We start from the raw sequence: 25,222 nt of genomic DNA, 5'->3' as shown, positions 1-25,222 counted from the left end.
TTAGGCGAAGGTCGAGGTGAAGGCTGCCAGAGCGGTCTTCAGCTGGTCTTCGAGAGGCCCGCCGAGCGCCTTTTCCGTACGGATCGCGTCCAGAAGTTTCTGGTGCTTGCCGTGCAGGAAGGAGAGCAGTTCAGACTCGTAACGGCCAACCTGGGAGGTCGGGATGCCATCGAGATAACCGCGGGTGCCGGCATAGATGACGGCAACCTGCTCTTCGACGGTCTGCGGCGAATACTGGGGCTGCTTCAGAAGCTCGGTGAGGCGTTCACCACGGGCCAGCTGGCGCTGGGTGGTGGCGTCGAGGTCAGAGCCGAACTTGGCGAAGGCGGCCAGTTCGCGATACTGGGCCAGTTCGCCCTTGATGGGGCCCGCGGCGGTCTTCATGGCCTTGATCTGGGCCGAGGAACCCACGCGGCTCACGCTGATGCCGACGTTCACGGCAGGGCGGATGCCCTGGAAGAACAGGTCGGTTTCCAGGAAGATCTGGCCGTCGGTGATGGAGATCACGTTGGTCGGAATATAGGCCGACACGTCATTGGCCTGGGTTTCGATGATCGGCAGGGCCGTCAGCGAGCCAGAACCATTATCTTCATTGAGCTTGGCGGCGCGCTCCAGCAGACGGGAGTGCAGATAGAAAACGTCGCCCGGATAGGCTTCGCGGCCCGGCGGGCGGCGCAGCAGCAGGGACATCTGACGATAGGCGACGGCCTGCTTGGAAAGGTCGTCATAGATGATGACGGCGTGCATGCCGTTGTCGCGGAACCATTCGCCCATGGCGCAGCCGGCGAAGGGCGCCAGGAACTGCAGGGGGGCCGGCTCGGAGGCCGTGGCGGCGACGACGATGGTGTATTCCAGGGCGCCGCGCTCTTCGAGGGTCTTGACGATCTGGGCGACGGTGGAGCGCTTCTGGCCGATGGCGACGTAGATGCAGTAGAGCTTGGCGCTCTCGTCATCGCCGGCATTGATCGACTTCTGGTTCAGGATGGCGTCGATGGCCACGGCGGTCTTGCCGGTCTGGCGGTCGCCAATGATCAGTTCGCGCTGGCCGCGGCCGACGGGGATCAGGGTGTCGATGGCCTTGAGGCCGGTCTGCACCGGCTCGTGCACGGACTTCCGCGGAATGATGCCCGGAGCCTTCACGTCCACCCGGCGGCGCTCGGCCACATTGGTGATCGGGCCCTTGCCGTCGATGGGCTCGCCCAGGGGGTTCACGACCCGGCCCAGCAGGCCCCGACCGACGGGAACGTCCACGATTTCCGACAGACGACGGACTTCGTCGCCTTCCGAAATGGCGCGGTCTTCGCCGAAGATAACGACGCCGACATTGTCCCGCTCCAGGTTCAGGGCCATGCCCTTCACCCCGGCCTTGGGGAATTCAACCATTTCGCCGGACTGGACATTGTCCAGGCCGAAGACCCGGGCGATGCCGTCACCGACGGACAGAACCTGTCCCACGTCGGAAACATCGGCTTCGGCGCCGAAATTGGCGATCTGCGATTTGAGGATTGCCGAAATCTCGGCGGCGCGAATGTCCATGGCTTACGCTCTCTTGAGGGCGAACTTGAGGGAATCGAGCTTCGAACGAAGTGAAGCATCGAAGAGTCGGGAACCGACCCGCACCTTGATGCCGCCAAGAATGGACGGATCAATGCGGGTCTCGATTTCGGGATCACGGCCAAGCGCCGTGCGCAGGGCCGAGGCAACGCCCTTGCTCTGGGCGGCCGTCAGGGCCACCGCCGTGGTGACCTGGGCTGAGACCACGCCCCGCGCCTTGGCGGAGAGTGATGCATAGGCGGTGATGACATCACCCAGGGCGGCCGAACGGCCATTGGCGGCCAGCAGTCCCAGGAATTTCCGGGTCGTCGGGGTCAGCTTGGCCTTGTCAGCCAGGGCGAGCAGGGCCTTGCCCTTTTCAGCCGCACTGAAGGCCGGGGACGCCAGAAGAGTCTGGAAGTCCTTGGACTCACTGCGCATTTTCTTCAACGACTTGAGATCGGCCTCAACCTTGGCCACGGTCTTTTCGTCGGTAGCAAGGTCGAAGAGGGCCTGTGCGTATCTGCCGCCCACATTCGAAGTCTGGGAATCGTCCGCCACTTATTTGTCCGCCCGGTGCGTGTCTGCAGCCACCGGAAAGGAACCTTCCCGACAACCTAAAGGCTTGAAAGTGCTTGGAAATGCACAACGACCAAAGTGAGCGTTAAACCCCCTCGTCGTAAGCCGCGCGCCTGATAGCACGCGATTTTCGGCGCCGCAACCAAGGGCGACCGCTTAAGATGTCGCCGGAAGGGTCAGGGGCCGTTTTCATTGCGTATTTCGCGGCGGTAAACGGCCGAAATGTCCGCAGCCAACAGCCCTGATCCATTCATGACCCTGGCCTGGGCGAAAACAAGGGTGCGGGTGCCACGGACGATCCTGGCTTCGACCTCCAGCGATTCTCCCGCAGCAATCCCGACCCCGTACTCAATGGATAATGACACAGGCGCGGCGTCCGGGCCGGCGACTTCGGCAAGCACGGGCTGGGCCACCATGGTCACGGCGGCGGGATGGTCCGGGGCAATGGCCGGGCGGCTGAGGGGCAGGCTGGAATCTGACATGTCGGGTGTGGTCTTGCTCTGTCGTCATCAAAAAGAAAAGGGCGCCGCTCGCGCGGCGCCCTCAAGTGGCAGGACCATAGGAATGCTGGGAGGCAAGACCCTACTTTGCGGCGACCTGCGAACTCAGAGGCGAATTGCAGACAGCGAGCTTGGTCGCGTCGAACGTGCTGCGGATATTGCCGTAGCTGACAAGTTCACCGGCCTTCTTGGCGATGGTCTTGCAGGCGCCCGTCGTAAAGGTCTCGCTGGACGGAGTTTCGGTAGAGCAGGTGTCGGCTTCGCAGACGAACATGGCGCCGCCAGCAATGAACTTCTTGGCCGCAGGAACCGGGCTCTTGAGCTTGGCGACAACAATTTCATCAGCCAGGGCCGGAGCGGCGACCGACAGGGAGATCAGAGCCGCGGTGGCGGCAAAAAGGGTTTGGAGCTTCAATGAGCCCTCCAGCGTTTCGGGGAGAATCGGCCCGCCTTAGGACCGGCCCGGTCGCCGCCGAAGGATCGCCGCGGGTATCCCCACCCGTGGCGCAACGACAACTAAGCATCGCTAAGATAACAGCGCAAAGCTCCACTTCAATGGCAATTTTTGAATAGGGCCATTCAAAAATGTTGAACGCCGGCTGAGGTCGCCGGATTGTTCACATCCCGTTAAGGCTATCGCGCCTTTGGTAACCCGAGAATGGACTCCGCCAGACGACGCAGAGACCGCAGGCCCAGGACGATCAAATGGCAAACGCCCCGCAGAGCGGCGGCCGCCGGCCCGCGGCGCCCAGAACCCTGATTCAGACTCTCTTATACTGGCTGGTCCTGCTGGGCGTCTGGGGGCTGATCTTTCTGGCGGCCTTTTTTGCGGTCTTCGCCATCGACCTGCCCGATACGTCGGGGCTCAACAAGGTCAAGCGGCAACCCTCGGTTTCCTATCTCGACAGGTCCGGCGCCCTGGTCGGCGTGCGCGGCAGCCAGTTCGCGCCGCCTGTGGACCTGGACTCCCTGCCGAAATACGTACCGTCGGCCTTCGTGGCCATCGAGGACCGCTGGTACTACTGGCACTTCGGCTTCAATCCCTGGGGCATTGTCCGCAGCCAGATCTACAATCTCTCCCACAAGGGCGGCCCCCTGCGGGGAGGCTCGACCATCACCCAGCAATTGGCGCGTAACCTCTTCCTGACGCCAAACCAGAACTATCGCCGCAAGGCCCAAGAACTGATCCTGGCCATCTGGCTGGAAACCAAGTTCAGCAAGAAGGAGATCCTGGCCCTCTATCTGAACCGGGTGAATTTCGGGTCGGGCGCCTATGGGATCGAAGCGGCGTCCCAGCGCTATTTCGGCAAACCCGCCAGCCAGCTGACCATTGGCGAGAGCGCCCTGCTGGCCGGCATGATGAAGGGTCCGTCGCGCTATAATCCGGTGGCCTCGCCTGATCGGGCGGCGAAGCGGGCCACCATCGTCCTCAATGAAATGGTCCGCATCGGCGCCATCACCCCCCGCGAACGGGATGAGGCCTTCAGCACGCCGGTCAAGGTCAACCCGGTCTGGGACAGCCAGAGGGCCCAGTACTTCACTGACTGGGTGGATGAGAAAGTCCGCAGCCTGGTCGGCGAGCCGACGGAAGACCTGGTGGTCGAAACCACCCTTGACCTGCCGATCCAGATCGCAGCCGAGCAGGCCCTGCTGCGCGGGGTGGAGGCGGCGAGGTCCCAGGGCGTCCAGCAGGGCGCCGTGATCGCCATGGATGGCGAGGGCCGGGTCAGGGCCTATATCGGTGGCGAGCGCTATTCAGACAGCCAGTTCGACCGTGTCACCCAGGCCCAGCGACAGGCCGGGTCAGCCTTCAAGCCGTTTGTCTATCTGACGGCGATGGAACAGGGGCGGACACCAACAACGCCTGTGGTCGATGAGCCCCTGAAGATCGGATCCTGGGAGCCCAAGAACTATACCGGAAAATATCTCGGTCCCATGGACCTGCAGACGGCCCTGGCGCAGTCCATCAACACGGTCGCCGCCAGGCTGGCCAACGAAATCGGCACCGCCAATGTCGCCGCCACGGCAAGGCGCCTGGGCATTTCCTCCCGCATCCAGCTTGACCCTTCCATGGCCCTGGGCGCCGTGGAGGTCAGCCCCCTGGAAGTGGCCCAGGCCTATGCGCCCTTCGCCAATGGCGGCTTTTCAACCCGGGCCTATGGCATCGAGCGCATCCGCACGGCGAGCGGCAGGATCCTCTACGACCACAGCCTGGAAAAGCCGGATCGCGCCGCAGTCATCGGCACGCCGGCCCTCCAGTACATGAACCAGATGATGCGTCAGGTCGTGACGTCAGGCACCGGAACCCGCGCCCAGGTGAAGGGCTATGACATCGCCGGCAAGACCGGAACGACCAGTGATTACAGGGACGCCTGGTTTGTCGGCTATACGGGGGGCTTCGTCTCGGCCGTCTGGCTCGGGCGGGATGACAATACGCCAATGAAGCGGGTGGCCGGGGGCGGAGCGCCGACAGCGATATGGCGCGAATTCATGGGAGCCGCCCTGCCGCGCCTCAATGTCCAGCCCATTCCGGGAGGGTTTGTGGAGGCGCCGCCGGCCGAGGCCCTTCCGGCAGATCCCATTGGCGACCTGCTGGCGCCCGCTGCTACCGCGCCCAAACCCGAGGCGGGTGAAAAAGCCCGGCCGCCCGAGAAGCCCAAGGTCGAGGAGATACCCTACTGATAGGCGCCACCGAAGGCGTGAAGTCGCGCGCCTTCGGCCTTCAACCAGTCCCGATAGGGGCCGATCTCTCCCACAAGACCCCGGACATGTTCCCAGAACCGGGGACCATGGTTCAGTTCCAGCAGGTGGGCGCACTCGTGGGCCGCCACATAGTCGGCGACCCGTCGGGGCGCCAGGGCCAGACGCCAGGAATAACGGATCGCCGCCGGCTTGCCCGGAGCCGATGAGCGGCATGAGCCCCAGCGGCCCTTGGCGTCCATCATTGTGATACTGGGAAGCCGGACGCCCAGGGCCCGACAATGGGCCTCCGTCATCTCCGTGAAGACCTTCAGGGCCTCACGCTTGATCAGGCGGATTACCGCGCGGGCATAGGCCTCACCCTCTCCGCGCCCGGCCAGGGTCAGGGCGCCGGTCTCCGGATCACGGGTCAGGCGCATGGCATGGTCGCCAGCGCCAAGGAGGCAGGGAACGCCGAACAGATGAAGGGTCGCCCCAGGCGCCAAGGGCTCGGCCCTGGGCAGTTCGGCGATCCTCTGGCTGATCCAGTCAGCCCGGTCCCTGGCGAAGGCTGCAGCTTCGGCCAGCCTGCGGGGCGTCGGCGCCGTAGCGATCACCTCCCGCCGCGCGCGGTCAAGACGCAGGGACACGCGACGGGCCCGGCTGTGCACCTTGAGGCGCACAACAGCGCCGGCGACATCAAGACAGTCTCCATCGGAGAGCGGGCGGCCAAACAGGGACATTCAGCGAATTTGATCTGGTTGGACGGGAATGGAAACCGAATTTCCCGGATTCCCGCCAGGGTTCGTCAGGCGACCTTGCGGGTCTTCTCGAAGCCGGCTTCGAAATCGAGGATGAACTGCCGGACCCGCGGATAGATTTCCTCGCGGAACCGGCGGCCGTTGAAGACCCCATAGTGGCCTACATGGGGCTGCACATAGTCTTCCTTGTATTCCGGCGGCAGGGACGAGCACAGCTTGTGGGCGGCCTGGGTCTGACCAATACCGGAAATGTCGTCGTTCTCGCCTTCCACCGTCAGCAGGCCGATGTCGGTGATCGATTCCGGCCGGACGGAACGGCCATGGTGAACCAGTTCGCCCTTGGGCAGCAGGTACTGCTGGAACACATAGTCGATGGTCTGGAGGTAGAATTCCTCGGACAGGTCCAGCACCGAGAGGTACTCGTCATAGAACCTCAGGTGTTCTTCGGCGGAATCGCCGTCACCGGCCATCAGATCCTGCAGGTACTGAAGATGGGCTTCCTTGTGCCTGTCCATGTTCATGGACATGAACGAGTAGAGCTGGACAAAGCCCGGATAGACCCTTCGCCCCATGCCCGGATAGGGCGCCGGGACCGTGTCGATCATGTTGGACTTGAACCAGGCGAAGGGCTTTTCCTCGGCCAGCTTGTTGGTGACAGTCGGGGAGAGGCGCGCGTCTATGGGTGATCCCATGAAGGTCATGGTGCCGGGACGGCTCTCATCCTTGTCCTCCGCCATCAGGGCGGCGGCGGCCAGTACGGCGGGGCCCGGCTGGCAGACAGCCACCACATGGGGGCGCGGGCCGAGATAGCGCAGCATCTGGCGCACATGGTCGAGATAGTCGTGGAAGTCGAAACGTCCTTCCACCAGAGGCACGTCCCGGGCGTTTGACCAGTCGCTGATATAGACCTCGTGATCCTGCAGGAAGGCTTCGACCGTGCCCCGCAACAGGGTGGCGTAGTGCCCGGACAGGGGCGCAACGATCAGGACCGCCGGCTCAAGCTCCTTGCGGCCGGCCTTGCGCATGTCAGCCATGTCGCGCTGGAAATGGATGAGTTTGACCCAGGGGCTGGTCCAGACCTCGGTGCGGCGAACCCGGACGGGCTGACCATTCACCACAACACTGTCTATCCGCCATTCCGGGCGGCCATACCGGCGGGTCAGGTTGGAGAACAGGTCGGAGGTGGCGAACATCCTGCGCCCCAGGGCGGTGTCCTTGGCCGGGTTGAGGGGCGAGTTCCAGAACTCACGGGTGGCGCGCGCCGCAAACCTCAGCGGCGTCGATGCGTAATAACCGGCTTCATACAGGGTGTAGAGCATGGCCCGACCGTCCTCTTGTGCACTGCAACATAGCACAAGCTACCTTAAGAAAGTCCAGCCCCCATCGGGCGGCCTACCGCATGGCGCCGGAAATCTGCAGGGCGATTTCATCCGGGGCGATCCCGAAGGGCAAGACCTTGGCGAACCTGCCCTCCGGATTCATGAGGTAGGTCGCCGTCGAGTGATTGACCAGGTAATCCGAGCCCTCACCGCTTTTCTGGTAGAAAACCCGATAGGCCTTGGCCGCGGCAGCTATCTGCTCCTTGGAGCCGGTCAGACCGATGGTCCCCTTGGGGAAGGACTCATTGTCCAGATAGGCCTTGAGCGCTTCTGGCGTATCGCGCTCCGGATCCACCGAAATGAAGATGACCTGGAAGTCCTTGGCCTTAGGACCAAGCTGGGTCTGGGTCTGCCCCAGGATCCCCAGGGTGGTCGGACAGACATCTGGACAATAGGTGAAGCCGAAGAACACGGCCGACCACTTGCCCTTGAGAATATCCTGGGAAACGGTCTTGCCTGTCTGGTCCACCAGAACGAAATCGCCGCCGGGGCCCGGGGGCTTTGGGGGATCAAAGGCGCCAGAACGGAGACCCAGCCCTATAAGCCCGGCAATGCCGACCACACAGGCTGCCAGAATGATCAGATTTCGGCGGGTCATGAAAAGTGCCTCGTCATGCGCAGCAACTTAGGCGATGATTCCGGCCCATGGCGTCAGAACACACCTCACCGCCGCCAAGGTCCGACAGCCTCGATAGGCAAAGCCCCGCGGCGACGCAAGACGAGCTTGCCGGGATGTCGGGCGGATCCCTTCGGGGCCAGATCCGTGTCAGCACCATTGTCACCATGCGATGGGTCATACTGGCCGGGCAGTTTCTGGTCCTGACCCTGGCGGTTTTCGGTTTCAGGTTCGACGCCCCGACAGCACCGTGCTTCGGCCTGATCCTTGTCGGCATTATTGCAAACGCCCTGACCGTACTGTCATCGCCGCGAAGCCGGATTGCAGGGTCATGGGAAAGTGTCGGACATCTGACCTTCGATCTCCTGCAGATAGCCAGCCTGCTCTACCTCACGGGCGGAGTTGAAAATCCGTTCTTCATCCTGCTGATCGCGCCGGTGACCATGGCGGCGGCAAGCCTGCCGGTCCTGCAGCTGGGTCTGCTTGCGACCCTCGCCGTCACCACCACCTTCCTGCTGGCCATGGTTCACCTGCCCCTGCCCTCGGCGCCGGGCTTCTCCATGACCATACCTCCCAGCTATGTCCTGGGCGCGACCCTGGCGAACCTGTCTGGCCTGATCATCATCAGCGGCTATGTGCGGCACGCCGCGACCGATTCCGCTCGCATGGGCCTTGCCCTCGATGTCACCCAGGCGGTTCTGGCCCGGGAGCAAAGGCTTTCTGCTCTGGGCGCCCTGGCCGCCGCCGCCGCCCATGAGCTTGGAACCCCCCTGGCCACAATCGCCATTGTCGCCAAGGAAATGGCACGGGAGGCGACAACGCCGACGGTCAGGGAAGACGCCGAACTCCTGGTGGCCCAGGCCGCCCGTTGCCGGGAAATCCTGCGTCGGCTGACCGACGCCCCCGACGCGGCCTCTGACGAAGTGCATGAACGCATGACGCTCCTGCAACTGCTCAACGAGGTCCTCGAGCCGCACACAACGGTCAAGGGCGTGCGGATCGAAGCGATCGTCACTGGGGCGCCAAATGTCGCTGCCCCCGACATCAGCAGGCGGCCCGAGGTCCTGCACGCCCTGACCTCATTTGTGGAAAACGCCGTCGATTTCGCCGAGTCGGAAGTGCTTGTGTCCGCACGCTTCGATGCCGACAGCATCACGGTCGAGGTGCGCGACGATGGGCCAGGCTTTGCCCCTGACATCCTGGCCAAGCTGGGCGAACCCTATGTCACCAGCCGTGCAGGCATAGCGGGTGGCCGAACCGGTCATGTTGGAATGGGCCTTGGGTTCTTTATTGCAAAAACCCTCTTGGAACGAACCCAAGCCCGTGTGACGTTCAGCAATTCCAAGCCTCGGGGCGCTGTCGTTTCAGCCCGCTGGGCGCGGGAGATGATTGAGGCGAGCGCCTTTGATTTTCAGCTTGAGCTCGCTCAATGACAGGCGAGCGAAATTGGACGTGAGTGACGACCCAGAGATGCATTTCCCGTCAGGTTTTTTTGAATGAGCGATCTTTCGGCCGAAATAGGCGGTCTGCCTGACAGGTCGCTTCTTGTCCTGGACGATGATGCGCCCCTGCGCACCCGGCTTGGCCGCGCCCTCGAGCAGAGGGGGTTTGCCGTCACAATGGTCGGGAGCGTCAGCGAGGCGATTTCTGCGGTCAGGGATGCAGCGCCGGCCTATGCGGTGCTGGACATGCGCCTGGAGGACGGTAGCGGCCTGAAGGTCGTGGAAGCCATTCGCGCCGCGAGGCCGGACGCCAAGGTCGTCATGCTCACCGGCTATGGCAATATCGCGACGGCGGTGGCGGCCGTGAAGTCCGGGGCCATCGATTACCTTTCCAAGCCGGCTGACGCAGATGATGTCGCCCGGGCCCTTCTGGTCGGCGAGGGCGACCTGCCGACACCGCCGGCAAAGCCCATGAGCGCTGACCGCGTCCGCTGGGAACACATCCAGCGCGTCTATGAGCAGTGCGGGCACAATGTCTCTGAAACCGCCCGGCGTCTGGACATGCATCGGCGAACCCTGCAGCGGATCCTGTCAAAACGGGCGCCGCGCTAGACCAGGTCGTCAGGCCTCCAGCTCCACAGCGACAATGCCGGCTGAACGAAGGGCGGCCAGTCGGGCGAAACCGATCAGCAGGGCCTTGCGACGGGCTCCGGCCAGGGCTTCGATCGGCGCCTCGCGCAGGACGGCGCCGCCAAATCCGTCGCAGACCATCAGGCCCGGCCCCTCCGGCAGGAGATCCTGCGGAAACTCCGGGGCGACGGCAAAGGCGAAGCGGTCGCAATAGGGGGCGTACTCGGGCCACTTCCGATCAACCCGATAGTCTTCAACCGAGGACTTCACCTCGACAATCAGCAGTTCGCCCTTTCCCGACAGGGCCATCAGGTCCGCCCGGCGACCATTGGGCAGCTTGACCTCGGTCAGGGCGGCATAGCCGAGATGGGCCAACAGCCGCGCCGCGCCGCGGGTGACATTGGTGGTGATTTCCGGACGGCGAAGGGGCTCAAAGGTCATGCCGCAAGCTTGTTCCGGCTTCGTTCCGAAATCAAGGGCCAGGTCTAGTTCCTGGCGGGCTGCGGAAATTCGAGGGCGGCGACATCAAAGCCCAGTTGCTTGATCCGCGCCACAGCCTGGGACCTGGCCGCCGGCGGCAGGTAGGGTTTCTGGGACATCAGCCAGAGACTGCGGCCATTGGGGGTCGCCAGTATGACCCAGCCTTCATCGGCATGGCTTTCGAGCACCCAGTATTCCAGGGTCAGCACGCCGCCGAAATAGGTGATCTTGAACCGGGCGTTGGTCTTGGGGTCGATCATGCGCGCCCGGGCCCGCCACTCGGTCGCCGGGGCGGAAAGTGCGCCCTTGTGGCAGGTCTGCACAACCTGAAAGCCATTCTCGGCGCGGATCCAGTCCGAGGTCCCGCCCTGGCAGTCCTTCTGGATCTTGTTGGGCAGGCGGGCGATCTCGTACCAGCGGCCCATCATCTTGCCGGCGTCCAGCCGGGCGGTGGGCGGGCTCAGCGAACCTGCGGCTGCCGGAATGGGGGCCGCAAGCAGGGCCAGGCCAAGGGCGAGTTGAATGAGTTTGCGTCCGCGCATGTCGTCACATAGCGCATGATCCGCGTTCGAAAAATGTCACGGAGGTGAAATTTGCGGCCGTCGCAGACAATTTCCCGCCTTCGCCCGACTCTTTGGCAGGCGCCGCCCCGCCCTAGCTGTCGGTCGCCGCTTCCAGGGCGGTGATGTCTTCGTCGGTCAGCCCGAAGTGATGCCCGATTTCGTGAACCAGCACATGGCTGACCAGGTCCGGCAGGGTCACATCTCCCCTTTCAGCCCATTCATCCAGCAAGGGGCGGCGATAGAGGAAGATCCGTGAGGGTTCCGGCGAGGGATCAAGAACCGACCTCTGGCCAAACGGCGCCCCCTGATAGAGGCCGGTCAGTTCAAAGGGGTCTTCGATTCCGGTCTCTTCCAGGACCTCTTCCGAGGGAAAGTCATCAACCCTGAAGACAACTTCACCCACCAAGGCCCGGATCTCAACGGGCAGGGCCGCAAAGGCCGCATCAGCCAGGTCAGCCAGATCGTCCAGGGTGGGCGGCAGCTGGAAGTCAGGACGGCTGTCACTCATCGGGCACCACGATATGCGGGGACTCCGGCAGGCGGCGCTCGAAGAGGCCGATGTCCAGGGGCTGCTGAGGGCGCACGGCGCGAAGGGGTTGGCGGGTCAGGGCGCGGAGGGTCTGGGGGTCAAGGGTCTCCCTGGCCTGAATCCGGGCCTTGCGGGCCTGGACGTCGTCAATCACGGGGGCCGCCGAAACGGGTCGCCAGTAGGTGACCTGCAGCCGCCAGACGGTCTTCGGCGCCGAGGGCGGCGCTGGCCAGCGTCGGCCATCCTTGAGGACCGGGGTGGCGGGCGGCGGCGGACGACCGCCTGTGACCACCTCGACCAGGCGCGCATATCGATCCTCTGGCGGAATCTGCACCGTGAAGCCTGGCCGATCGTCTTCCACCCGCCCGCGGCAGGCCTCGAGGGCGGCGTCCCGGGTCGCATAGGGGGGGCCGACCGTGTCGGTGACAAAGCTCACGGCTTCACCGGCGATCTGCTCGGCCTCCTTCTGGCGCACGGCCCGACCGGCCGGGCCCGCCAGTGCGGCGGCGGCGTCTGCGGCGACCGGGTAGAGGATCGAAGACATGACAGGGATCATCGCTCAAAATCGCAGACGCGCCTATGTTCCATGAGATGATTCGTGATGCACGAAGCCAGCTTCCGGATTGGGCCCCATGAGCGAGCTACAACTCATACTCGCCGCAGCGGCTGGAGCGGTCATGCTGGCCCTCTGCGCGACACTCTGGGCCATGTCCCAGCGGGTGCAGAGCCACGCCCGTATCGAGAAGCTCCGGTCCGAGATCGCCGCTCTCCGCGCCAGCGCTGAAACCGCCCAGGCATCGGTGGAAGCCTTCGATTCGGCCCTTCTGGCCGTGGAGGATGGCCATGCCCTCCTGGCTTCGGGGGAAGAAAGTCTGGCCCTGTGCGGCTTCGCCCTTGGGGTCTCATCGCCCGACCCGCAGTCGGTCGTCGCCGCCCTGATGCGGGCCGACCCGGATCACACGCGGCGCCTGCGCGGCCTGTTCGAGCGGGGCGAGGCCTGCGCCTTCGAAGTGCGCGGACCATCAGGCATGGTGGCCGTAGAAGGCCGGGCTGCGGGCGCCCTGGCCTGGCTGAGACTCTCGGCGGTGACCGGCCAGGACGCCGGCCTGCCGACGGCCCCAAGATTCGCCGCCTTCCTGGACGCCCGGTCGACACCCGCCTGGATCGCCGCCGCAGACGGCAGCCCGGTCTGGGTCAACGCCGCCTGGCTTCGGGCCGTTGAGGCCGAGAGCCTGGACGAAGCGGCCGCCCGCACCGCGAGCTTCGACAAGGGCGCGGACACCCTGGCCAGCGAATCCGCCAATCTGGGTCAGAAGCGCGAAGCTGTCCGCTGGATCAGCTTCGAAGGCCGCCGCCGGGCCCTGCGGATCACCGCCCTGCCCCTCGAAGGCGGCGGCGTCGGGGTCTGGACAGACGATGTCTCGGAAACCGAAGAGCTGCGCGAAGCCCTCAAGAAGAACGTCGAGGCCCACGACGAGACCCTCAACCACATTGCCGACGCCGTCGCCATCTTCTCCCAGACCAAGCGCCTGAGCTTCCACAACACCGCCTTTGCCGAGCTTTGGGGGCTGGAGCCGGCCTGGCTTGCCGAGCGCCCGACCCATGCCGAGGTCCTGGACCGTCTGCGCCAGCGCCGCCGGCTTCCCGAGACCGCCGACTACGGTAAGTGGAAGGCCTCGGAGCTGGACCGCTATGAGAGCCTGGGCTCTTCCCCCGACGACCTCTGGAGCCTGCCCGATGGCCGGACCCTCAAGGTGGTCCGTCAGCCCCATCCCCTGGGCGGCGTGGTTCTGCTGTTCTCCGACATCACCGGCGAACTGAAGATGAAGGCGCAGTACAACGCCCTGATCCAGGTCCAGCAGGCCACCCTCGACAAGCTGAATGACGCCGTGGCCGTCTTCGGTTCTGACGGCCGTCTGCGCCTGCACAATGAGGCCTTCGAGCGCTTCTGGAACATCACCGCCCACCAGATCAGCCTGGCCCACGACTTCGAAGGTGTCGTCGAGCTGTGCGTGCCCCGCCTGCACGACCAGGTCTTCTGGCGCGAACTCAAGGGCCGGGTGGCCGATACCGATCCCCAGGCCCGGGCGCCCATGTCGGGCGAGGCCAAGACCTCGGACAGCCGGATCATTGTCTACCAGTCCCGGCCCCTGCCCGACGGTGCGACCCTCATCGCCTTCGGCGACGTCACCGACGCCCGCAAGCTGGAGAGTGCCCTGGCGGACCGGTCTTCTGCCCTGGCCGAGGCTGAGCGCCTGAAGCGCGACTTTGTCGGCAATGTCTCCTACGAACTGCGCACCCCCCTCACCACCATCATCGGCTATTCCGAGCTGCTGGAACGGTCGGGCGCCGAGCTTTCAGAACGGGCCCGTGGTCACGCCACGGCGGTCCGTCAGGCGGCTACCCAGCTGGCCCGCTCCATCGACGACGTGCTCGACATGGCCCAGATCGACGCTGACGAAATGGCGCTTGATCTCGAGGACGTCGATGTCGGTCGGCTGCTGCGGGACAATATGAGCCGTTGGGCGCTTGAGGCTGAAAAGGCCGGAGTGGTCCTGTCCATCGCGCCAGCCGATGAGGTCGGCCTGATCCGCGGCGACGTCAGGCGACTGAGCCAGGTCCTGGATCATCTCACCGAGAACGCCCTGCGCCAGACCCCGGCTGGCGGTCTGGTGACCCTGAGCGCCGACCGGACGGATGGCGAAGTCCAGGTAAAGGTGACCGACACCGGGCGCGGCATTCCCTACAATGTCCAGGCGCACATCTTCGACCGGTTCATCGGTCGCGAGCGGGGCGGTCCGGGACTGGGTCTGGCCCTGGTCAAGGCCATGGTCGAACTGCATGGAGGCTGGGTGGCCCTGGAAAGCGCGCCAGGCGCCGGCGCCACCTTCACATGCCATCTTCCGGAAAGCGCTCAAGGCGCCGCCGGGCATCCGGAACTGAGCTTCTAGCCGCCCTGGGCGCCCCCCGTCATAGCGAGACTCCTGAGACATTCCTTGAGGCGATCAGCCAGTTCGGCGACCGTTTGGTATCTGGCTTCAGGATCATGCGCAGTCGCCCTGCCTATGATGGGCCCCAGCGCTGGGCACCGATCAAGGCTGTTGCCTGCCGGAGGATCCAGTAGCACCGCCAGGGTGCGGCCCAGTTGGAAAACCATGGTTCGGGAGTCCAGACGGGCGCCCCGAAGAAATTCCTCCGGCGCCATGAATCGGGTCGACCCAAGCGTTCTTGGCGCATCCAGGATGAAGGGTGAAGGGCGATACTCGTCCACATCGATCAGATGGATCCGATCGTTGTAGAGCAGGTTGCCGTCATAGAGGTCGATGGAAACGAACCCAGCCGCTTCAATCGCCCTGTGGACGTCAATGACATCCTTGCTGGCGTGAAGAACGTCCTCGAGGGGTGTGCTCCTCATCCGCTGGGACTGCCTCAGGGGCGCCGCATCCACCCAGGGAAAGACCAGAACTGGACCCTGATCGCCGTGAATTGTCTGGATCAGGGGGACGAGGGTCGGATGCCGCACTCGGGCATGAACTGCGATGGCACGGTGCTGTGTCGCGACGCCACGCTCACCGACTGCGAATTTTACGAAGTAGCGGTGGGCGCCATGACCATAGCCAACCCCACGGCATCCGAATTCGCCATCGCCGAGCTCGGCGAACACCACGCCTTGCGAAGTCAGATGATCTCTTACGTCGCCGGGGACGGAGTCAAATGGCAGGCGTGGCGGTATTTCGTACATGCTCGAACACCCTTGATTCCAAGGTGTCGCGGGAGCCGGACCCCAACGAGGCCGGAGGGCCGCAGGTCTTTGGAAGTACCTGCGGCCAAGCAGTCTGACTAGTGCTGGCTTTCCGGCAGGCGGACGACCAGGCCGTCCAGGGCGTCGGTCACCTTGATCTGGCAGGCCAGACGGCTGTTGGGCTCGACGCTTTCGGCGAAGTCCAGCATGGACTCTTCCATGGCGGACTTGTCGCCGGTCTTGGCCAGCCAGTCCTGGTCCACATAAACGTGGCAGGTGGCGCAGGCGCAGGCCCCGCCGCAGTCAGCGTCAATGCCGGGGACGTTGTTCTTCACAGCGCCTTCCATGACGGAAAGGCCGTTCTTGACGTCCAGGACGTGCTCGGCGCCGTTGTGCTCGATATAGGTGATCTTGGCCATGGGCTCCCTCATGCCGCCTTTAAGCAGCGACCTCTTTCATGGAAATGGATGTGTCTGCAAGCTTGGCGGTGTCTACCGGCTTACGGTTTCCAATCAGTTGCCGACCCATCATGAATTCGGGCGGCGAGTTGATGGCTTCCACCGACTGAACCAGATCGCCCTTAAGATGGAAGATGGCGAACTTGTTGCTGGTCGGGTCGCCGCGCACCAGGATCTGGTCGGCGTCGAAGGGGTATCCGGCGATCTGCAGCTTCAGATCATACTGGTCTGACCACTGCCAGGGCGTCTCGCCCGCAGGGGCCGGGCGGCCGGTAATGGCGCAGGCCGCCTGCTTGGCCTGCTCCAGGGCGTTGGGCACGCTTTCCATCCGGAACATGCGGCCGTCATAGATCGGCATGGGCCGCTGGGCGACATCGCCTATGGCGAAAATGCTGGGGTCAGAGGTCCTGGCTTCCAGGTTGACCACGACGCCCCGGGCGCAGTCGAGACCGGCCGCCTTGGCCAGCTCCTCATTGGGCGCCACGCCGACGCCGACGAGAACCAGATCACAGGCGATGGTGCGGCCGTCAGCCAGGGTGACGCCGGTCACCTTGCCGTCCTGGCCGGCAAAGCCTGTGGCGCTGGCGCCCAGCTCGAACGTCACGCCCTTGGCTTCGTGATAGGTCTGGAAGAAGGTCGACAGGGTTTCACAGGCCACCCGGGCCAGGATGCGGCTTTCCCGCTCCAGAATGATGGCGTTGGCGCCCAGGGCACGGGACGAAGCCGCCGCCTCGAGGCCGATATAGCCACCGCCGACAATGGCCACGGTCCTGCCGGGACCGAGGGCCGACTTCAGGGCCTCGGCGTCCGCCGCCGTCCGCAGCTCAAGTACGCCGTCCAGGTCCGCGCCGGGTATGGGCAGGCGGATCGGCCGGGCGCCGGTGGCCAGAATGGCGACGTCATAGGCCAGGGTCGAACCGTCAGACAGCGCCACCGTCTTGTCGGCCCGGTTGATGGCCTCGACCCGGACATTGGGCCGGAAGTCGATATTGTTCTCGCCGTAGAACTCCAGGGGCTTGAGCGCCAGGGAGTCAGCGTCCGCCTCACCCTTCAGCCACGCCTTTGAAAGCGGCGGCCTCTGGTAGGGCGGAATGGGTTCCTCGCCGATCATGGTGATCGGACCCTGGAAGTCATACTGGCGCAGGAGCGCAGCCGCCGTGCCGCCAGCGTGGCCGGCGCCGATGATCACGATATGGGCTGGCTTGTCGCTCATCTGCTTCCCATGCGCAAAAATGACGGGCGCGTCAACTTACCGAACGGTGTTCGGATATCAGACGACGCGATCGGCCAGCATCTTCTTGACCTCGGCGATGGCCTTGGCCGGGTTCAGACCCTTGGGGCAGACCTGGGCGCAGTTCATGATGGTGTGGCAGCGATAGAGCTTGAAGGGGTCCTCGAGGGCGTCCAGCCGGTCGCCGGTGGCCTCGTCACGGCTGTCGATCAGCCAGCGATAGGCGTGCAGCAGGGTAGCCGGGCCGAGGTACTTCTCGCCGTTCCACCAGTAGCTGGGGCACGAGGTGGTGCAGCAGGCGCACAGGATGCACTCATAAAGGCCGTCGATCTTTTCCCGGTCTTCCGGGCTCTGCAGCCATTCCCTCTGGGGCTCGGGCGAGGTGGTGTGCAGCCAGGGCTCGATGGAGGCGTACTGGGCGTAGAAGTGGGAAAGGTCCGGGATCAGATCCTTCAGCACCGGCATGGAAGGCAGGGGCGAGATCTGACAGTCGGCGCCTGGGGTTTCGGCGTGGCCATGGGTGCAGGCCAGGGTATTGCGGCCGCCCACATTCATGGCGCAGGAGCCGCAGACCCCCTCCCGGCAGGACCGGCGGAAGGCCAGGGTGGGATCCATGGTGTTCTTGATGTGGATCAGAACGTCCAGGACCATGGGGCCGCAGGCGTCGACATCGACGTCATAGGTGTCCCAGCGGGGATTTTCCGAGGTCTCGGGATCATAGCGATAGACCTTGAAGGTCTTGACCTTGGACGCGCCAGCGGGCGCCGGGTGGTGGCGGCCCTTCTGGACACGGGAGTTCTTCGGCAGGGCGAGTTGAACCATCAGACGATTTCCTTGGAGATCCGCTAGCCTAGTACACCCGCGCCTTGGGCGGGATGTAAGCGATGTCGTTGGTCATGGTGTAGTCGTGCACCGGGCGGTAATCGAACTTCACCTTGCCGGTCTTGTCGTCGAGCCAGGACAAGGTGTGTTTCATCCAGGTCTTGTCGTCACGATCGGGGAAGTCCTCATGGGCGTGGGCCCCACGGCTTTCCGTCCGGTTATGGGCGCTGGTCACGGTGACCATGGCCTGGACCACCAGGTTTTCGAATTCCAGGGTTTCCACCAGGTCGGTGTTCCAGATCATGCCGCGGTCCGAAACCTTTAGGTCGGTCCGCTTGGCCTGAACGGCCTGCATGCGCTTGACGCCATTGGCGAGGCTTTCCGACGTGCGGAACACGGCGGCGTCTTCCTGCATGACCTGCTGCATTTCCAGCCGCAGATCAGCGGTGGAGGTACCGCCATTAGCGTTGCGCAGCTTGTCGAAACGGGCCAGGTGGCCGTCGGTCATGGCGGGCTTCAGCTCGGGCTGGGTCGCCCCGGCCTTGATGGTGTCGGCGGCGCGCAGGGCGGCTGAACGACCGAACACCACCAGGTCGATCAGCGAGTTCGAGCCCAGACGGTTGGCGCCATGCACCGAGACGCAGGCGGCCTCGCCCACGGCCATCAGGCCCGGTACGACCTTGTCCGGATCCTTGCCGGCCTTGGTCACGACCTCGGAATAGAAGTTCGTGGGAATGCCGCCCATATTGTAGTGCACGGTGGGCAGGACCGGGATGGGCTGCTTGGTCACGTCGACGCCGGCGAAGATCCGGGCGCTTTCGGAAATGCCCGGCAGGCGCTGGTGCAGGATCTTGGGATCCAGGTGGTCCAGATGCAGGTGGATGTGGTCCTTCTTGGGACCCACGCCGCGGCCTTCACGGATTTCAATGGTCATGGCGCGGCTGACCATGTCCCGGGGGGCAAGGTCCTTCACGCTGGGGGCATAGCGCTCCATGAAGCGCTCGCCTTCGGAATTGGTCAGATAACCGCCCTCGCCCCGGGCGCCTTCAGTGATCAGGCAGCCGGCGCCATAGATGCCGGTGGGGTGGAACTGGACAAATTCCATGTCCTGCAGGGGCAGGCCGGCCCGCAGGGCCATGCCGCCGCCATCGCCGGTGCAGGTGTGGGCGCTGGTGGCCGAGAAATAGGCGCGGCCATAGCCGCCCGTGGCCAGGATGACCAGCTGGGCCTGGAACCGGTGCAGGGTGCCGTCGTCCAGCTTCCAGGCGGTGACGCCCCGGCAGACGCCCTCGTCCATGATCAGGTCGAGGCCGAAATACTCGATGAAGAACTCGGTGTTCTGGGCCAGGGCCTGACCATACATGGTGTGCAGCATGGCGTGTCCGGTGCGGTCAGCCGCGGCGCAGGTGCGCTGGATCGGCGCTTCACCGAAATTGCGGGTCATGCCGCCGAAGGCGCGCTGATAGATCTTGCCGTCCGGGGTGCGCGAGAAGGGTACGCCCCAGTGCTCCAGCTCATAGACCGCCGCCGGCGCATTACGGCAAAGGTATTCAATGGCGTCCTGGTCGCCCAGCCAGTCCGACCCCTTGACGGTGTCGTACATGTGCCAGCGCCAGTCATCCTCGCCCATATTGCCCAGGCTGGCCGAGATGCCGCCCTGGGCGGCCACGGTGTGCGAACGGGTCGGGAAGACCTTGGAGACGCAGGCGGTCTTCAGACCGGCGGCGGCGCAGCCAAGGGCGGCGCGCAGTCCGGAACCGCCGGCTCCGACAACGACGACGTCAAACTTGTGATCGATGAACTGATAGGTCGACATGAGCCTAGAGAGCGCCTCCCAGCGCGACCTTGAGAATGGAGAAAATCGCCAGCCCGCCCACGAGGACGCTGACAAACAGGTTGAGCAGCAAAAGAACCGCCTTAGTGAAGGTCTTGTGGATGTAGTCCTCGACAATGACCCGCATGCCGGCGTGCATGTGCCAGTAGGCCGTGGCGGTCAGCAGGACCAGCAGGACCGCATTGAGCGGCGAACTGACCCAGAGCACCGCGCCCTGATAGTCCAGGGTCGCCAGACGCAGGACGCCGAAGACCGCCCAGAGCACAAGGGGGACCAGGGCGATGGCGCTGACCCGTTCGGCCAGCCAGTGCGAGGCGCCATGGTGGGCGGCGCCCAGGCCGCGGGCGCGGCCAAGGGGGGTGCGATAGCTGGCCATCAGGCGGCTCCCGTGGTGATGGCGATGCCCCAGATGACCAGGCTGGCCACAATGGCGAAGGCGATGGCGACGACCGCGCTGAAATTGGCGGACTTCACGTCCAGGCCCTTGCCGGCGTCCCAGACCAGATGGCGGATGCCGTTGGCCAGATGATAGAAGACCCCCAGGGTCATCAGGAAAAGCACCAGCTTGCCGAGGGGGCTGCCCAGCAGCTGCATATAGCCCTCATAGGCCGCCGGTCCGGCGCCCAGGGCCACTGCCCAGCCGCCGAGGATCAGGGCGCCTGCATAGAGCCCGGCGCCGCTGGCGCGATGGGCGATGGAGGTGAACATGGTCAGGTGCCATCGCCAGACCTGGACGTGGGGCGATAGCGGGCGTTCGGCGTCAATCATGGCGGTTCCCAATCGGACTTGCGCGTCCGGTTTTAAGCCCAGAGGTCTCTGTGTCAACGAAAGCGCGCAATCCTGGCGACAATCCCGGTTGACTTCGCAATCGGAGAAGTCACTCAAAATTTGCATGCGACGCAATAGGTAATTGTCATAGCCTTCCTTCGCGAAAGACGAAGCATGCGATTTGATCTCACCGACCTGAAACTGTTCTGCGACGTTCTGGACGCCGGCTCCATCACGGCGGGGGCCGAGCGCAGCGCCCTGGCCCTGTCGGCCGCCTCCACGCGGATTCGCGGCATGGAAGAGACCCTGGGCGCCGCCCTGCTGACCCGAACCCGCCAGGGGGTGGTTCCAACAGCCGCCGGCCGGACCCTTCTGCACCATGCCCGGTCAATCCTGACCCAGAGCGCCCGCCTGCGGGAAGACCTGGGCGCCTTCGCCCAGGGCCTGTCGGGGGAGGTGCGCCTGCTGGCCAATACCAACGCCCTCACCGAATTCCTGCCGGAAGTGCTCAGCGCCTTTCTGGCCGCCTATCCCCAGGTCAGCGTCGACCTCGAGGAAAAGCTGTCGGACGAGATTGTCGGTCTGATCGCCGAAGGGGTGGGCGATATCGGCATTGTGGCGGGCACGGTGGATGTCGGCGGCCTCACCGCCTTTCCCTTCCGGTCGGATCGGTTCGTCGTCGTGGCGCAAAAGGGTCATCCGCTGTCCGAGGGGGGCTCAACGGCCTTTTCAGAAGTGCTGGCCTGCGACCTCGTCGGGCTGGACCGGGCCAGCTCCCTGCAGAGGTTCCTCGCCGACAAGGCGGCCCGGGGTGGTCGCCCCCTGCGCCTGCGGGTTCAGTTGCGCAGCTTCGACGCCGTCTGCCGGCTGGTGGAACAGGGGGTCGGCGTCGGGGTCGTGCCCCAGACCACCGCCCGCCGCGCCGCCCAGACCATGGACCTCGACATCATCGAACTCACCGATGAGTGGGCGGTACGCGAACTCAAGATTGTGGTGCGGGACCTTGCGGCCCTGCGGCCCTACGCCCAGGCCCTGGTGGAGCGGCTTCGACCCGCCTAGCCACACTGCAGGGCGGTGATCTTCCGGGTCTTTTCATCGAAGATGAAGTTCAGCCGCCGGGGATTATAGTCGGTGGGCACCTGACATGTGGTGCAGACAAACCTGTGGGAATAGCCGTGGCGGGGTTTGGGCGCTTCCGAAATGGCGCGCCCGATCAAGGGCTTGGCAGCGCGGGCGTGGCAAAGATCGCCGGGCGGCGGCTTGATGACGCTGGAGGCCTGTGCATGGGCCGCGCCGCTGATCAGGCAGACAAGCAGAAACTGGGAAGGGCGGATCATGGCCCGGTCTCCTCCGACGTCGAAGGCCGGCCAGTCTAGCGGATTTCGGGCCTGCCGGAAGCAGGGAGCCGTCGATGGCGCTCCATGGCCTGCTTGATGGTCTCCGCCAGCCGGGCGACAGCCGGACGAGGTTCCGGGGCGGCTGTCAGCAAAGCGATTTCGGTGTCGCTGAGTTTGGGCAGGGCATCGTCCAGTATGGCCAGGTCATCGGGCGTCATGTCCCGCGGCAGGGCTGTCACCCCCAACCCCGCCCGCAGGGCCGCGTGCTGCCCTGCAAGGGAGGGGCTGACATAGGCGACGCGCCATTCACGACCTGCGTCCCCAAGCGCGGAAAGGGCGCGGCGGCGATAGACGCAGGGCGCTGGAGCGACGATGACCGGCAGGGGGCCAGGACGCTCCAGTATGTCGATTGAGGCGCCGACCCAGACCAGGGGTTCGCGCCAGACCCTCACCCCCAGATCGGCTTCGGTGGGATCACGCTTGATCAGGGCCAGGTCCAACCGCCCATTCTGCAGCCCGTCCAGCAGGTTCAGGGTCAGATCACAGGTGACATTGAGCTGCACCTGCGGATTGGCCTGGGCGAACCGGCCCAGGATCTCGGGAAGATAGGCCGTCGCAAAATCCTCCGGCGCGCCGAACCGGACCTCGCCGGCCACCTCGGCCCCGAAAAGGGTTGTGAGAATATCGTCATTCATCCGCAGCAGCCGACGGGCCTGCCCCAGCAGGACCTCGCCGAGGGGCGTCAGGCTAAGCCCCCGGGAATCACGATCCAGGAGCCGGGCGCGGACCTGGTCTTCCAGCCGCCGAATCTGAAGGCTGACCGCGGCCTGGGAGCGTCCGATCCGGGCCCCGGCCCGGGTGAACCCTCCGGTCTCGACCACCAGAACGAAGGTGCGAAGGAGGTCCAGATCGAGATTCCGCGGCAGGGCGCCGGACTGGGGATCTGGAAGGTCATCGGCCATGAAAAGCCCTTGGATCAGTTTTATTCATCATACAGATAGGATCTATTAATTTCCAATATGATCAAGAGCAAACTAAGCCCACCGCCGTTTCACCAAGCGGGGGCTCACCATGGACATTCTCAACCTGGCGGCCGGCAACCTCCTTCAGCCGGCTGTCCTGTTTTTCGCACTGGGCCTGATGGCGGGGTTCGCCCGGTCAGACCTCGCCATCCCCGAAGGCGTGGTCAAGACCATGGCCCTCTACCTGATGCTCTGCATCGGCTTCCGGGGCGGGGTGGAGGCCTCCCATGCCGGTTTCAGCCAGGGCTTCCTTGCCAGCGCAGTTGCGGCGGTCCTGCTGAGCTTCACCCTGCCAGTCCTGGCCTTCGCCATACTTGGCGCCTTCCGCAAGGTGGATCGGAAGACCCGGGCGGCCACCGCGGCCCACTACGGGTCAGTCTCCGCCGTCACCTTCGCCGCTGCCGGTGAATTCCTCCATCTGCAGGGAGTGGCCTTTGCCGGATACATGGCTGCCGTGGTCGCCCTCATGGAAACCCCCGCCATCATCAGCGGCCTGCTGCTGGCCGGTCGTCGGGAAAAGGCCGGCGAGAAAGGCGCCCTGGCCGAGGTTCTGCGGGAGGTTTTCCTGAACGGCACGGTCGTCCTGCTGCTGGGCTCCTTCCTCATCGGCGCGGTCACCGGGGAGGCAGGCCTGAAGAAGATCGACCTGTTCGTGAACCCCCTGTTCCAGGGCGTCCTCTGCCTTTTCCTCCTGGAAATGGGCCTCGTCGCCTCCCGGCGGATCGCCGAGAAAAACAGCCTCACGCCGGGACTTGCCCTGTTCGGCATTGGCATGCCCCTCGCCTCCGCAGTGATCGCCCTCGTCCTTTGCCAGCTTGTCGGGGTCCCGCCGGAAAACCGCGCCCTCATGGCGACCCTGGCGGCCAGCGCCTCATACATCGCTGTTCCGGCCGCCATGAAGATGGCCCTGCCCGAGGCCGACGCCGGGGTCTATCTCCCCCTGTCGCTGGGGGTGACATTCCCGTTCAACATCCTCGTCGGCATTCCGCTCTATCTGGTCATGTCCCAGATGTTCTAAGCTGGCGCAGGGCATGACGGGCCGCTATCCATGGGGTTGAATCCCAAGGATTACCTCATGACCCGCCCCCTCCCCGAAGCCGGCGCCAGCTGGAGCGATCTCCAGGCCCGGATGGCCGACTATGCCGGCGGCGATGTGAAGTGGCGGGACGGAAAGACCGCGGTCTATGTCTTCAACGCCGGACCCGAGGTCGAGCAGGTCCAGAAGGCCGCCTATACCGCCTTCATGTCCGAGAACGGCCTGGGGCCCATGGCCTTTCCCAGCCTCAAGCGGATGGAGTCCGAGGTGGTCGGGTTTGGCCTTTACCTGCTTCATGGACCCGAGGGCGCCAGCGGCGTGACGACGTCCGGCGGCACGGATTCCATCACCATGGCGGTCAAGGCGGCCCGGGATTTCGCCCGCAAGGCCAGGGGGGTGACCGGCCCCCTCAACCTGGTCCTGCCCTGGTCGGCCCATCCAGCCTTCGACAAGGCCTGCGCGGTCATGGAGATCGAGGTCCGGCGTATTCCGGTGAAGGACCTGCTGGCCGACGCGCAGGCCATGGCCGCCGCCTGCGACAGCGCCACCATGATGATTGTCGGGTCGGCGCCATGCTTTCCCTACGGCCTGATAGACCCGATCGCAGCCCTGTCGGAACTGGCCCAGGAGAAGGACCTCTGGCTGCACGTGGACGCCTGTGTCGGCGGCTATATCGCCCCCTTTGTCAGGATGAATGGCGGGGATGTGGCGCCCTTCGATTTCGAGTTGCCGGGGGTCCGGTCCATGTCGGCGGACCTGCACAAGTACGGCTATTGCGCCAAGGGCGCCTCGACCCTCTTCTTCAGGAATGCCGACCTGCAGAAGTACATGACCTTCGACTTCCGCGACTGGCCCGGCGGCCGGATGGTCACCCCCACCCTGGCCGGCACCCGACCCGGCGGCGCCATTTCAGCGGCCTGGGCGGTGATGAACTTCCTGGGGGTGTCCGGCTATCGCGAGAAGCAGGGGCAGGTGACGGCGGCGCGGGAGGCCGTCGAGGCCGGGGTCCGCGACCTGGGCTTTGAAGTCTTCGGCAAGCCGGTCCTGGGCCTTGTGGCCTTCGGCCGCCACGACGTTGATCCGATGAAGCTCTGGGCCAGGCTGAACCAGCGGGGCTGGTTCACGAGCACCACTTCCAGCCCGAAGGGGCTGCACCTCATGCTCTCGCCCTTCCATCTCGAGGTCGTCGAGTCCTATCTGGCGGATCTGAAATGGGCCCTGGAGGAAGTCCAGGCTGAGGGCTCCGGCGGCCAGCCGGCGCCCGAAGCCCGCTATTCCTGA

28 protein-coding genes are annotated in these 25,222 nt (G+C 64.8%); 8 read left to right on the top strand and 20 right to left on the bottom strand.

Going from position 1 to position 25,222, the window contains the following annotated elements:
- From CFE28_02700 to CFE28_02685, 4 genes are all read right to left on the bottom strand, one after another.
- Entirely contained in the window at positions 1–1,536 is a 1,536-nt protein-coding gene (locus CFE28_02700; protein ID OYU68995.1) for a F0F1 ATP synthase subunit alpha, read from the bottom strand.
- 3 nt (positions 1,537–1,539) lie between these two features.
- The gene (locus tag CFE28_02695) at positions 1,540–2,094 is read right to left on the bottom strand and encodes a F0F1 ATP synthase subunit delta (GenBank protein ID OYU68994.1); all 555 of its coding nucleotides are present in this window, start codon (positions 2,092–2,094) and stop codon (positions 1,540–1,542) included.
- Between the two features lie 194 nt (positions 2,095–2,288).
- On the bottom strand, positions 2,289–2,594 hold the full coding sequence (locus CFE28_02690; GenBank protein OYU68993.1) for a hypothetical protein: 306 nt from the start codon (positions 2,592–2,594) through the stop codon (positions 2,289–2,291).
- Positions 2,595–2,694: 100 nt separating this feature from the next.
- Entirely contained in the window at positions 2,695–3,027 is a 333-nt protein-coding gene (locus tag CFE28_02685; GenBank protein OYU68992.1) for a hypothetical protein, read from the bottom strand.
- Positions 3,028–3,317: 290 nt separating this feature from the next.
- Between CFE28_02685 and CFE28_02680 the strand changes: the two genes are divergently transcribed.
- Positions 3,318–5,294 (top strand): penicillin-binding protein, encoded by a 1,977-nt coding sequence (locus tag CFE28_02680; GenBank protein OYU68991.1) that lies wholly within the window; start codon positions 3,318–3,320, stop codon positions 5,292–5,294.
- Here CFE28_02680 and CFE28_02675 read toward each other — a convergent pair.
- The 3 genes from CFE28_02675 to CFE28_02665 all read right to left on the bottom strand — a co-directional run bounded on the left by CFE28_02675 (position 5,288) and on the right by CFE28_02665 (position 8,029).
- Entirely contained in the window at positions 5,288–6,034 is a 747-nt protein-coding gene (locus CFE28_02675; GenBank protein ID OYU68990.1) for a metal-dependent hydrolase, read from the bottom strand. The genes CFE28_02680 and CFE28_02675 overlap by 7 nt on opposite strands.
- 65 nt (positions 6,035–6,099) lie before the next feature.
- The gene (locus tag CFE28_02670) at positions 6,100–7,371 is read right to left on the bottom strand and encodes a polyhydroxyalkanoate depolymerase (protein ID OYU68989.1); all 1,272 of its coding nucleotides are present in this window, start codon (positions 7,369–7,371) and stop codon (positions 6,100–6,102) included.
- 73 nt (positions 7,372–7,444) lie between these two features.
- Positions 7,445–8,029 (bottom strand): photosynthetic protein synthase I, encoded by a 585-nt coding sequence (locus CFE28_02665; GenBank protein OYU68988.1) that lies wholly within the window; start codon positions 8,027–8,029, stop codon positions 7,445–7,447.
- 47 nt (positions 8,030–8,076) lie between these two features.
- Between CFE28_02665 and CFE28_02660 the strand changes: the two genes are divergently transcribed.
- Both CFE28_02660 and CFE28_02655 read left to right on the top strand, forming a co-directional pair.
- On the top strand, positions 8,077–9,480 hold the full coding sequence (locus CFE28_02660) for a two-component sensor histidine kinase (GenBank protein ID OYU68987.1): 1,404 nt from the start codon (positions 8,077–8,079) through the stop codon (positions 9,478–9,480).
- 63 nt (positions 9,481–9,543) lie between these two features.
- Entirely contained in the window at positions 9,544–10,101 is a 558-nt protein-coding gene (locus tag CFE28_02655; protein OYU68986.1) for a two-component system response regulator, read from the top strand.
- Positions 10,102–10,110: 9 nt separating this feature from the next.
- On the opposite strand, the gene CFE28_02650 is transcribed toward CFE28_02655, so the two are convergent.
- The 4 genes from CFE28_02650 to CFE28_02635 all read right to left on the bottom strand — a co-directional run bounded on the left by CFE28_02650 (position 10,111) and on the right by CFE28_02635 (position 12,247).
- Positions 10,111–10,560, bottom strand: coding sequence for a hypothetical protein (locus tag CFE28_02650; GenBank protein OYU68985.1), 450 nt, complete (start codon positions 10,558–10,560; stop codon positions 10,111–10,113).
- Between the two features lie 44 nt (positions 10,561–10,604).
- A complete protein-coding gene (locus CFE28_02645) occupies positions 10,605–11,141 on the bottom strand; it encodes a lipocalin (GenBank protein OYU68984.1) in 537 nt (178 codons plus the stop codon).
- Between the two features lie 112 nt (positions 11,142–11,253).
- The gene (locus CFE28_02640; GenBank protein OYU68983.1) at positions 11,254–11,670 is read right to left on the bottom strand and encodes a hypothetical protein; all 417 of its coding nucleotides are present in this window, start codon (positions 11,668–11,670) and stop codon (positions 11,254–11,256) included.
- A complete protein-coding gene (locus CFE28_02635; protein OYU68982.1) occupies positions 11,663–12,247 on the bottom strand; it encodes a hypothetical protein in 585 nt (194 codons plus the stop codon). The genes CFE28_02640 and CFE28_02635 overlap by 8 nt, the downstream gene beginning before the upstream one ends.
- A 76-nt stretch (positions 12,248–12,323) precedes the next feature.
- On the opposite strand from CFE28_02635, the gene CFE28_02630 reads away from it, so the two are divergent.
- Positions 12,324–14,642, top strand: coding sequence for a two-component sensor histidine kinase (locus CFE28_02630; protein ID OYU68981.1), 2,319 nt, complete (start codon positions 12,324–12,326; stop codon positions 14,640–14,642).
- On the opposite strand, the gene CFE28_02625 is transcribed toward CFE28_02630, so the two are convergent.
- A complete protein-coding gene (locus CFE28_02625) occupies positions 14,639–15,214 on the bottom strand; it encodes a hypothetical protein (protein ID OYU68980.1) in 576 nt (191 codons plus the stop codon). The two genes, CFE28_02630 and CFE28_02625, sit on opposite strands and share 4 nt — an antisense overlap.
- Between CFE28_02625 and CFE28_02620 the strand changes: the two genes are divergently transcribed.
- Positions 15,206–15,535: a hypothetical protein gene (locus CFE28_02620; GenBank protein ID OYU68979.1), complete on the top strand. Its 330-nt coding sequence runs from the start codon at positions 15,206–15,208 to the stop codon at positions 15,533–15,535. The two genes, CFE28_02625 and CFE28_02620, sit on opposite strands and share 9 nt — an antisense overlap.
- Here CFE28_02620 and CFE28_02615 read toward each other — a convergent pair.
- From CFE28_02615 to sdhC, 6 genes are read right to left on the bottom strand one after another with little or no spacing between them, the layout of a single operon-like run.
- Positions 15,532–15,852 (bottom strand): 2Fe-2S ferredoxin, encoded by a 321-nt coding sequence (locus CFE28_02615; GenBank protein OYU71524.1) that lies wholly within the window; start codon positions 15,850–15,852, stop codon positions 15,532–15,534. The genes CFE28_02620 and CFE28_02615 overlap by 4 nt on opposite strands.
- A 19-nt stretch (positions 15,853–15,871) precedes the next feature.
- Entirely contained in the window at positions 15,872–17,104 is a 1,233-nt protein-coding gene (locus tag CFE28_02610; protein ID OYU68978.1) for a ferredoxin reductase, read from the bottom strand.
- Between the two features lie 57 nt (positions 17,105–17,161).
- Entirely contained in the window at positions 17,162–17,944 is a 783-nt protein-coding gene (locus CFE28_02605) for a succinate dehydrogenase iron-sulfur subunit (protein OYU68977.1), read from the bottom strand.
- A 28-nt stretch (positions 17,945–17,972) separates the two neighbouring features.
- On the bottom strand, positions 17,973–19,760 hold the full coding sequence (locus CFE28_02600; GenBank protein ID OYU68976.1) for a succinate dehydrogenase flavoprotein subunit: 1,788 nt from the start codon (positions 19,758–19,760) through the stop codon (positions 17,973–17,975).
- Between the two features lie 4 nt (positions 19,761–19,764).
- Entirely contained in the window at positions 19,765–20,154 is a 390-nt protein-coding gene (gene sdhD / locus CFE28_02595) for a succinate dehydrogenase, hydrophobic membrane anchor protein (protein ID OYU68975.1), read from the bottom strand.
- Complete coding sequence (sdhC, locus tag CFE28_02590) at positions 20,154–20,546, bottom strand: succinate dehydrogenase, cytochrome b556 subunit (GenBank protein ID OYU68974.1); 393 nt, start codon at positions 20,544–20,546, stop codon at positions 20,154–20,156. Before sdhC ends, sdhD begins: the two co-directional genes overlap by 1 nt.
- Before the next feature lie 174 nt (positions 20,547–20,720).
- On the opposite strand from sdhC, the gene CFE28_02585 reads away from it, so the two are divergent.
- The gene (locus CFE28_02585; GenBank protein OYU68973.1) at positions 20,721–21,605 is read left to right on the top strand and encodes a LysR family transcriptional regulator; all 885 of its coding nucleotides are present in this window, start codon (positions 20,721–20,723) and stop codon (positions 21,603–21,605) included.
- On the opposite strand, the gene CFE28_02580 is transcribed toward CFE28_02585, so the two are convergent.
- Both CFE28_02580 and CFE28_02575 read right to left on the bottom strand, forming a co-directional pair.
- Complete coding sequence (locus CFE28_02580; protein ID OYU68972.1) at positions 21,602–21,883, bottom strand: hypothetical protein; 282 nt, start codon at positions 21,881–21,883, stop codon at positions 21,602–21,604. The genes CFE28_02585 and CFE28_02580 overlap by 4 nt on opposite strands.
- A gap of 35 nt (positions 21,884–21,918) precedes the next feature.
- A complete protein-coding gene (locus tag CFE28_02575) occupies positions 21,919–22,809 on the bottom strand; it encodes a LysR family transcriptional regulator (GenBank protein ID OYU71523.1) in 891 nt (296 codons plus the stop codon).
- Positions 22,810–22,954: 145 nt separating this feature from the next.
- Here CFE28_02575 and CFE28_02570 point away from each other — a divergent pair, with 145 nt between their 5' ends.
- Together CFE28_02570 and CFE28_02565 are read left to right on the top strand one after the other, a co-directional pair.
- Positions 22,955–23,923, top strand: a complete 969-nt coding sequence (locus CFE28_02570) for a sodium-dependent bicarbonate transport family permease (protein ID OYU68971.1) — start codon at positions 22,955–22,957, stop codon at positions 23,921–23,923.
- A gap of 57 nt (positions 23,924–23,980) precedes the next feature.
- The gene (locus CFE28_02565; GenBank protein ID OYU71522.1) at positions 23,981–25,222 is read left to right on the top strand and encodes an aspartate aminotransferase family protein; all 1,242 of its coding nucleotides are present in this window, start codon (positions 23,981–23,983) and stop codon (positions 25,220–25,222) included.

The sequence above is a fragment of the Alphaproteobacteria bacterium PA2 genome, from assembly GCA_002256425.1.
Classification (GTDB): Bacteria; Pseudomonadota; Alphaproteobacteria; order Caulobacterales; family Caulobacteraceae; genus Phenylobacterium.
Note: the sequence above shows the minus strand (reverse complement) of the source record. Positions and strands in the feature narration are given on the sequence as shown.

Excerpts from the sequence above, each read along its gene's own strand:
- CFE28_02700 (OYU68995.1), bottom strand. The coding sequence starts at position 1,536 with ATGGACATTCGCGCCGCCGAGATTTCGGCAATCCTCAAATCGCAGATC.
- CFE28_02690 (OYU68993.1), bottom strand. The coding sequence starts at position 2,594 with ATGTCAGATTCCAGCCTGCCCCTCAGCCGCCCGGCCATTGCCCCGGAC.
- CFE28_02680 (OYU68991.1), top strand. The coding sequence starts at position 3,318 with ATGGCAAACGCCCCGCAGAGCGGCGGCCGCCGGCCCGCGGCGCCCAGA.
- CFE28_02675 (OYU68990.1), bottom strand. The coding sequence starts at position 6,034 with ATGTCCCTGTTTGGCCGCCCGCTCTCCGATGGAGACTGTCTTGATGTC.
- CFE28_02670 (OYU68989.1), bottom strand. The coding sequence starts at position 7,371 with ATGCTCTACACCCTGTATGAAGCCGGTTATTACGCATCGACGCCGCTG.
- CFE28_02665 (OYU68988.1), bottom strand. The coding sequence starts at position 8,029 with ATGACCCGCCGAAATCTGATCATTCTGGCAGCCTGTGTGGTCGGCATT.
- CFE28_02660 (OYU68987.1), top strand. The coding sequence starts at position 8,077 with ATGGCGTCAGAACACACCTCACCGCCGCCAAGGTCCGACAGCCTCGAT.
- CFE28_02655 (OYU68986.1), top strand. The coding sequence starts at position 9,544 with ATGAGCGATCTTTCGGCCGAAATAGGCGGTCTGCCTGACAGGTCGCTT.
- CFE28_02650 (OYU68985.1), bottom strand. The coding sequence starts at position 10,560 with ATGACCTTTGAGCCCCTTCGCCGTCCGGAAATCACCACCAATGTCACC.
- CFE28_02645 (OYU68984.1), bottom strand. The coding sequence starts at position 11,141 with ATGCGCGGACGCAAACTCATTCAACTCGCCCTTGGCCTGGCCCTGCTT.
- CFE28_02640 (OYU68983.1), bottom strand. The coding sequence starts at position 11,670 with ATGAGTGACAGCCGTCCTGACTTCCAGCTGCCGCCCACCCTGGACGAT.
- CFE28_02635 (OYU68982.1), bottom strand. The coding sequence starts at position 12,247 with ATGATCCCTGTCATGTCTTCGATCCTCTACCCGGTCGCCGCAGACGCC.
- CFE28_02630 (OYU68981.1), top strand. The coding sequence starts at position 12,324 with ATGAGCGAGCTACAACTCATACTCGCCGCAGCGGCTGGAGCGGTCATG.
- CFE28_02620 (OYU68979.1), top strand. The coding sequence starts at position 15,206 with ATGCCGCACTCGGGCATGAACTGCGATGGCACGGTGCTGTGTCGCGAC.
- CFE28_02615 (OYU71524.1), bottom strand. The coding sequence starts at position 15,852 with ATGGCCAAGATCACCTATATCGAGCACAACGGCGCCGAGCACGTCCTG.
- CFE28_02610 (OYU68978.1), bottom strand. The coding sequence starts at position 17,104 with ATGAGCGACAAGCCAGCCCATATCGTGATCATCGGCGCCGGCCACGCT.
- CFE28_02605 (OYU68977.1), bottom strand. The coding sequence starts at position 17,944 with ATGGTTCAACTCGCCCTGCCGAAGAACTCCCGTGTCCAGAAGGGCCGC.
- CFE28_02600 (OYU68976.1), bottom strand. The coding sequence starts at position 19,760 with ATGTCGACCTATCAGTTCATCGATCACAAGTTTGACGTCGTCGTTGTC.
- sdhD (OYU68975.1), bottom strand. The coding sequence starts at position 20,154 with ATGGCCAGCTATCGCACCCCCCTTGGCCGCGCCCGCGGCCTGGGCGCC.
- sdhC (OYU68974.1), bottom strand. The coding sequence starts at position 20,546 with ATGATTGACGCCGAACGCCCGCTATCGCCCCACGTCCAGGTCTGGCGA.
- CFE28_02585 (OYU68973.1), top strand. The coding sequence starts at position 20,721 with ATGCGATTTGATCTCACCGACCTGAAACTGTTCTGCGACGTTCTGGAC.
- CFE28_02580 (OYU68972.1), bottom strand. The coding sequence starts at position 21,883 with ATGATCCGCCCTTCCCAGTTTCTGCTTGTCTGCCTGATCAGCGGCGCG.
- CFE28_02570 (OYU68971.1), top strand. The coding sequence starts at position 22,955 with ATGGACATTCTCAACCTGGCGGCCGGCAACCTCCTTCAGCCGGCTGTC.
- CFE28_02565 (OYU71522.1), top strand. The coding sequence starts at position 23,981 with ATGACCCGCCCCCTCCCCGAAGCCGGCGCCAGCTGGAGCGATCTCCAG.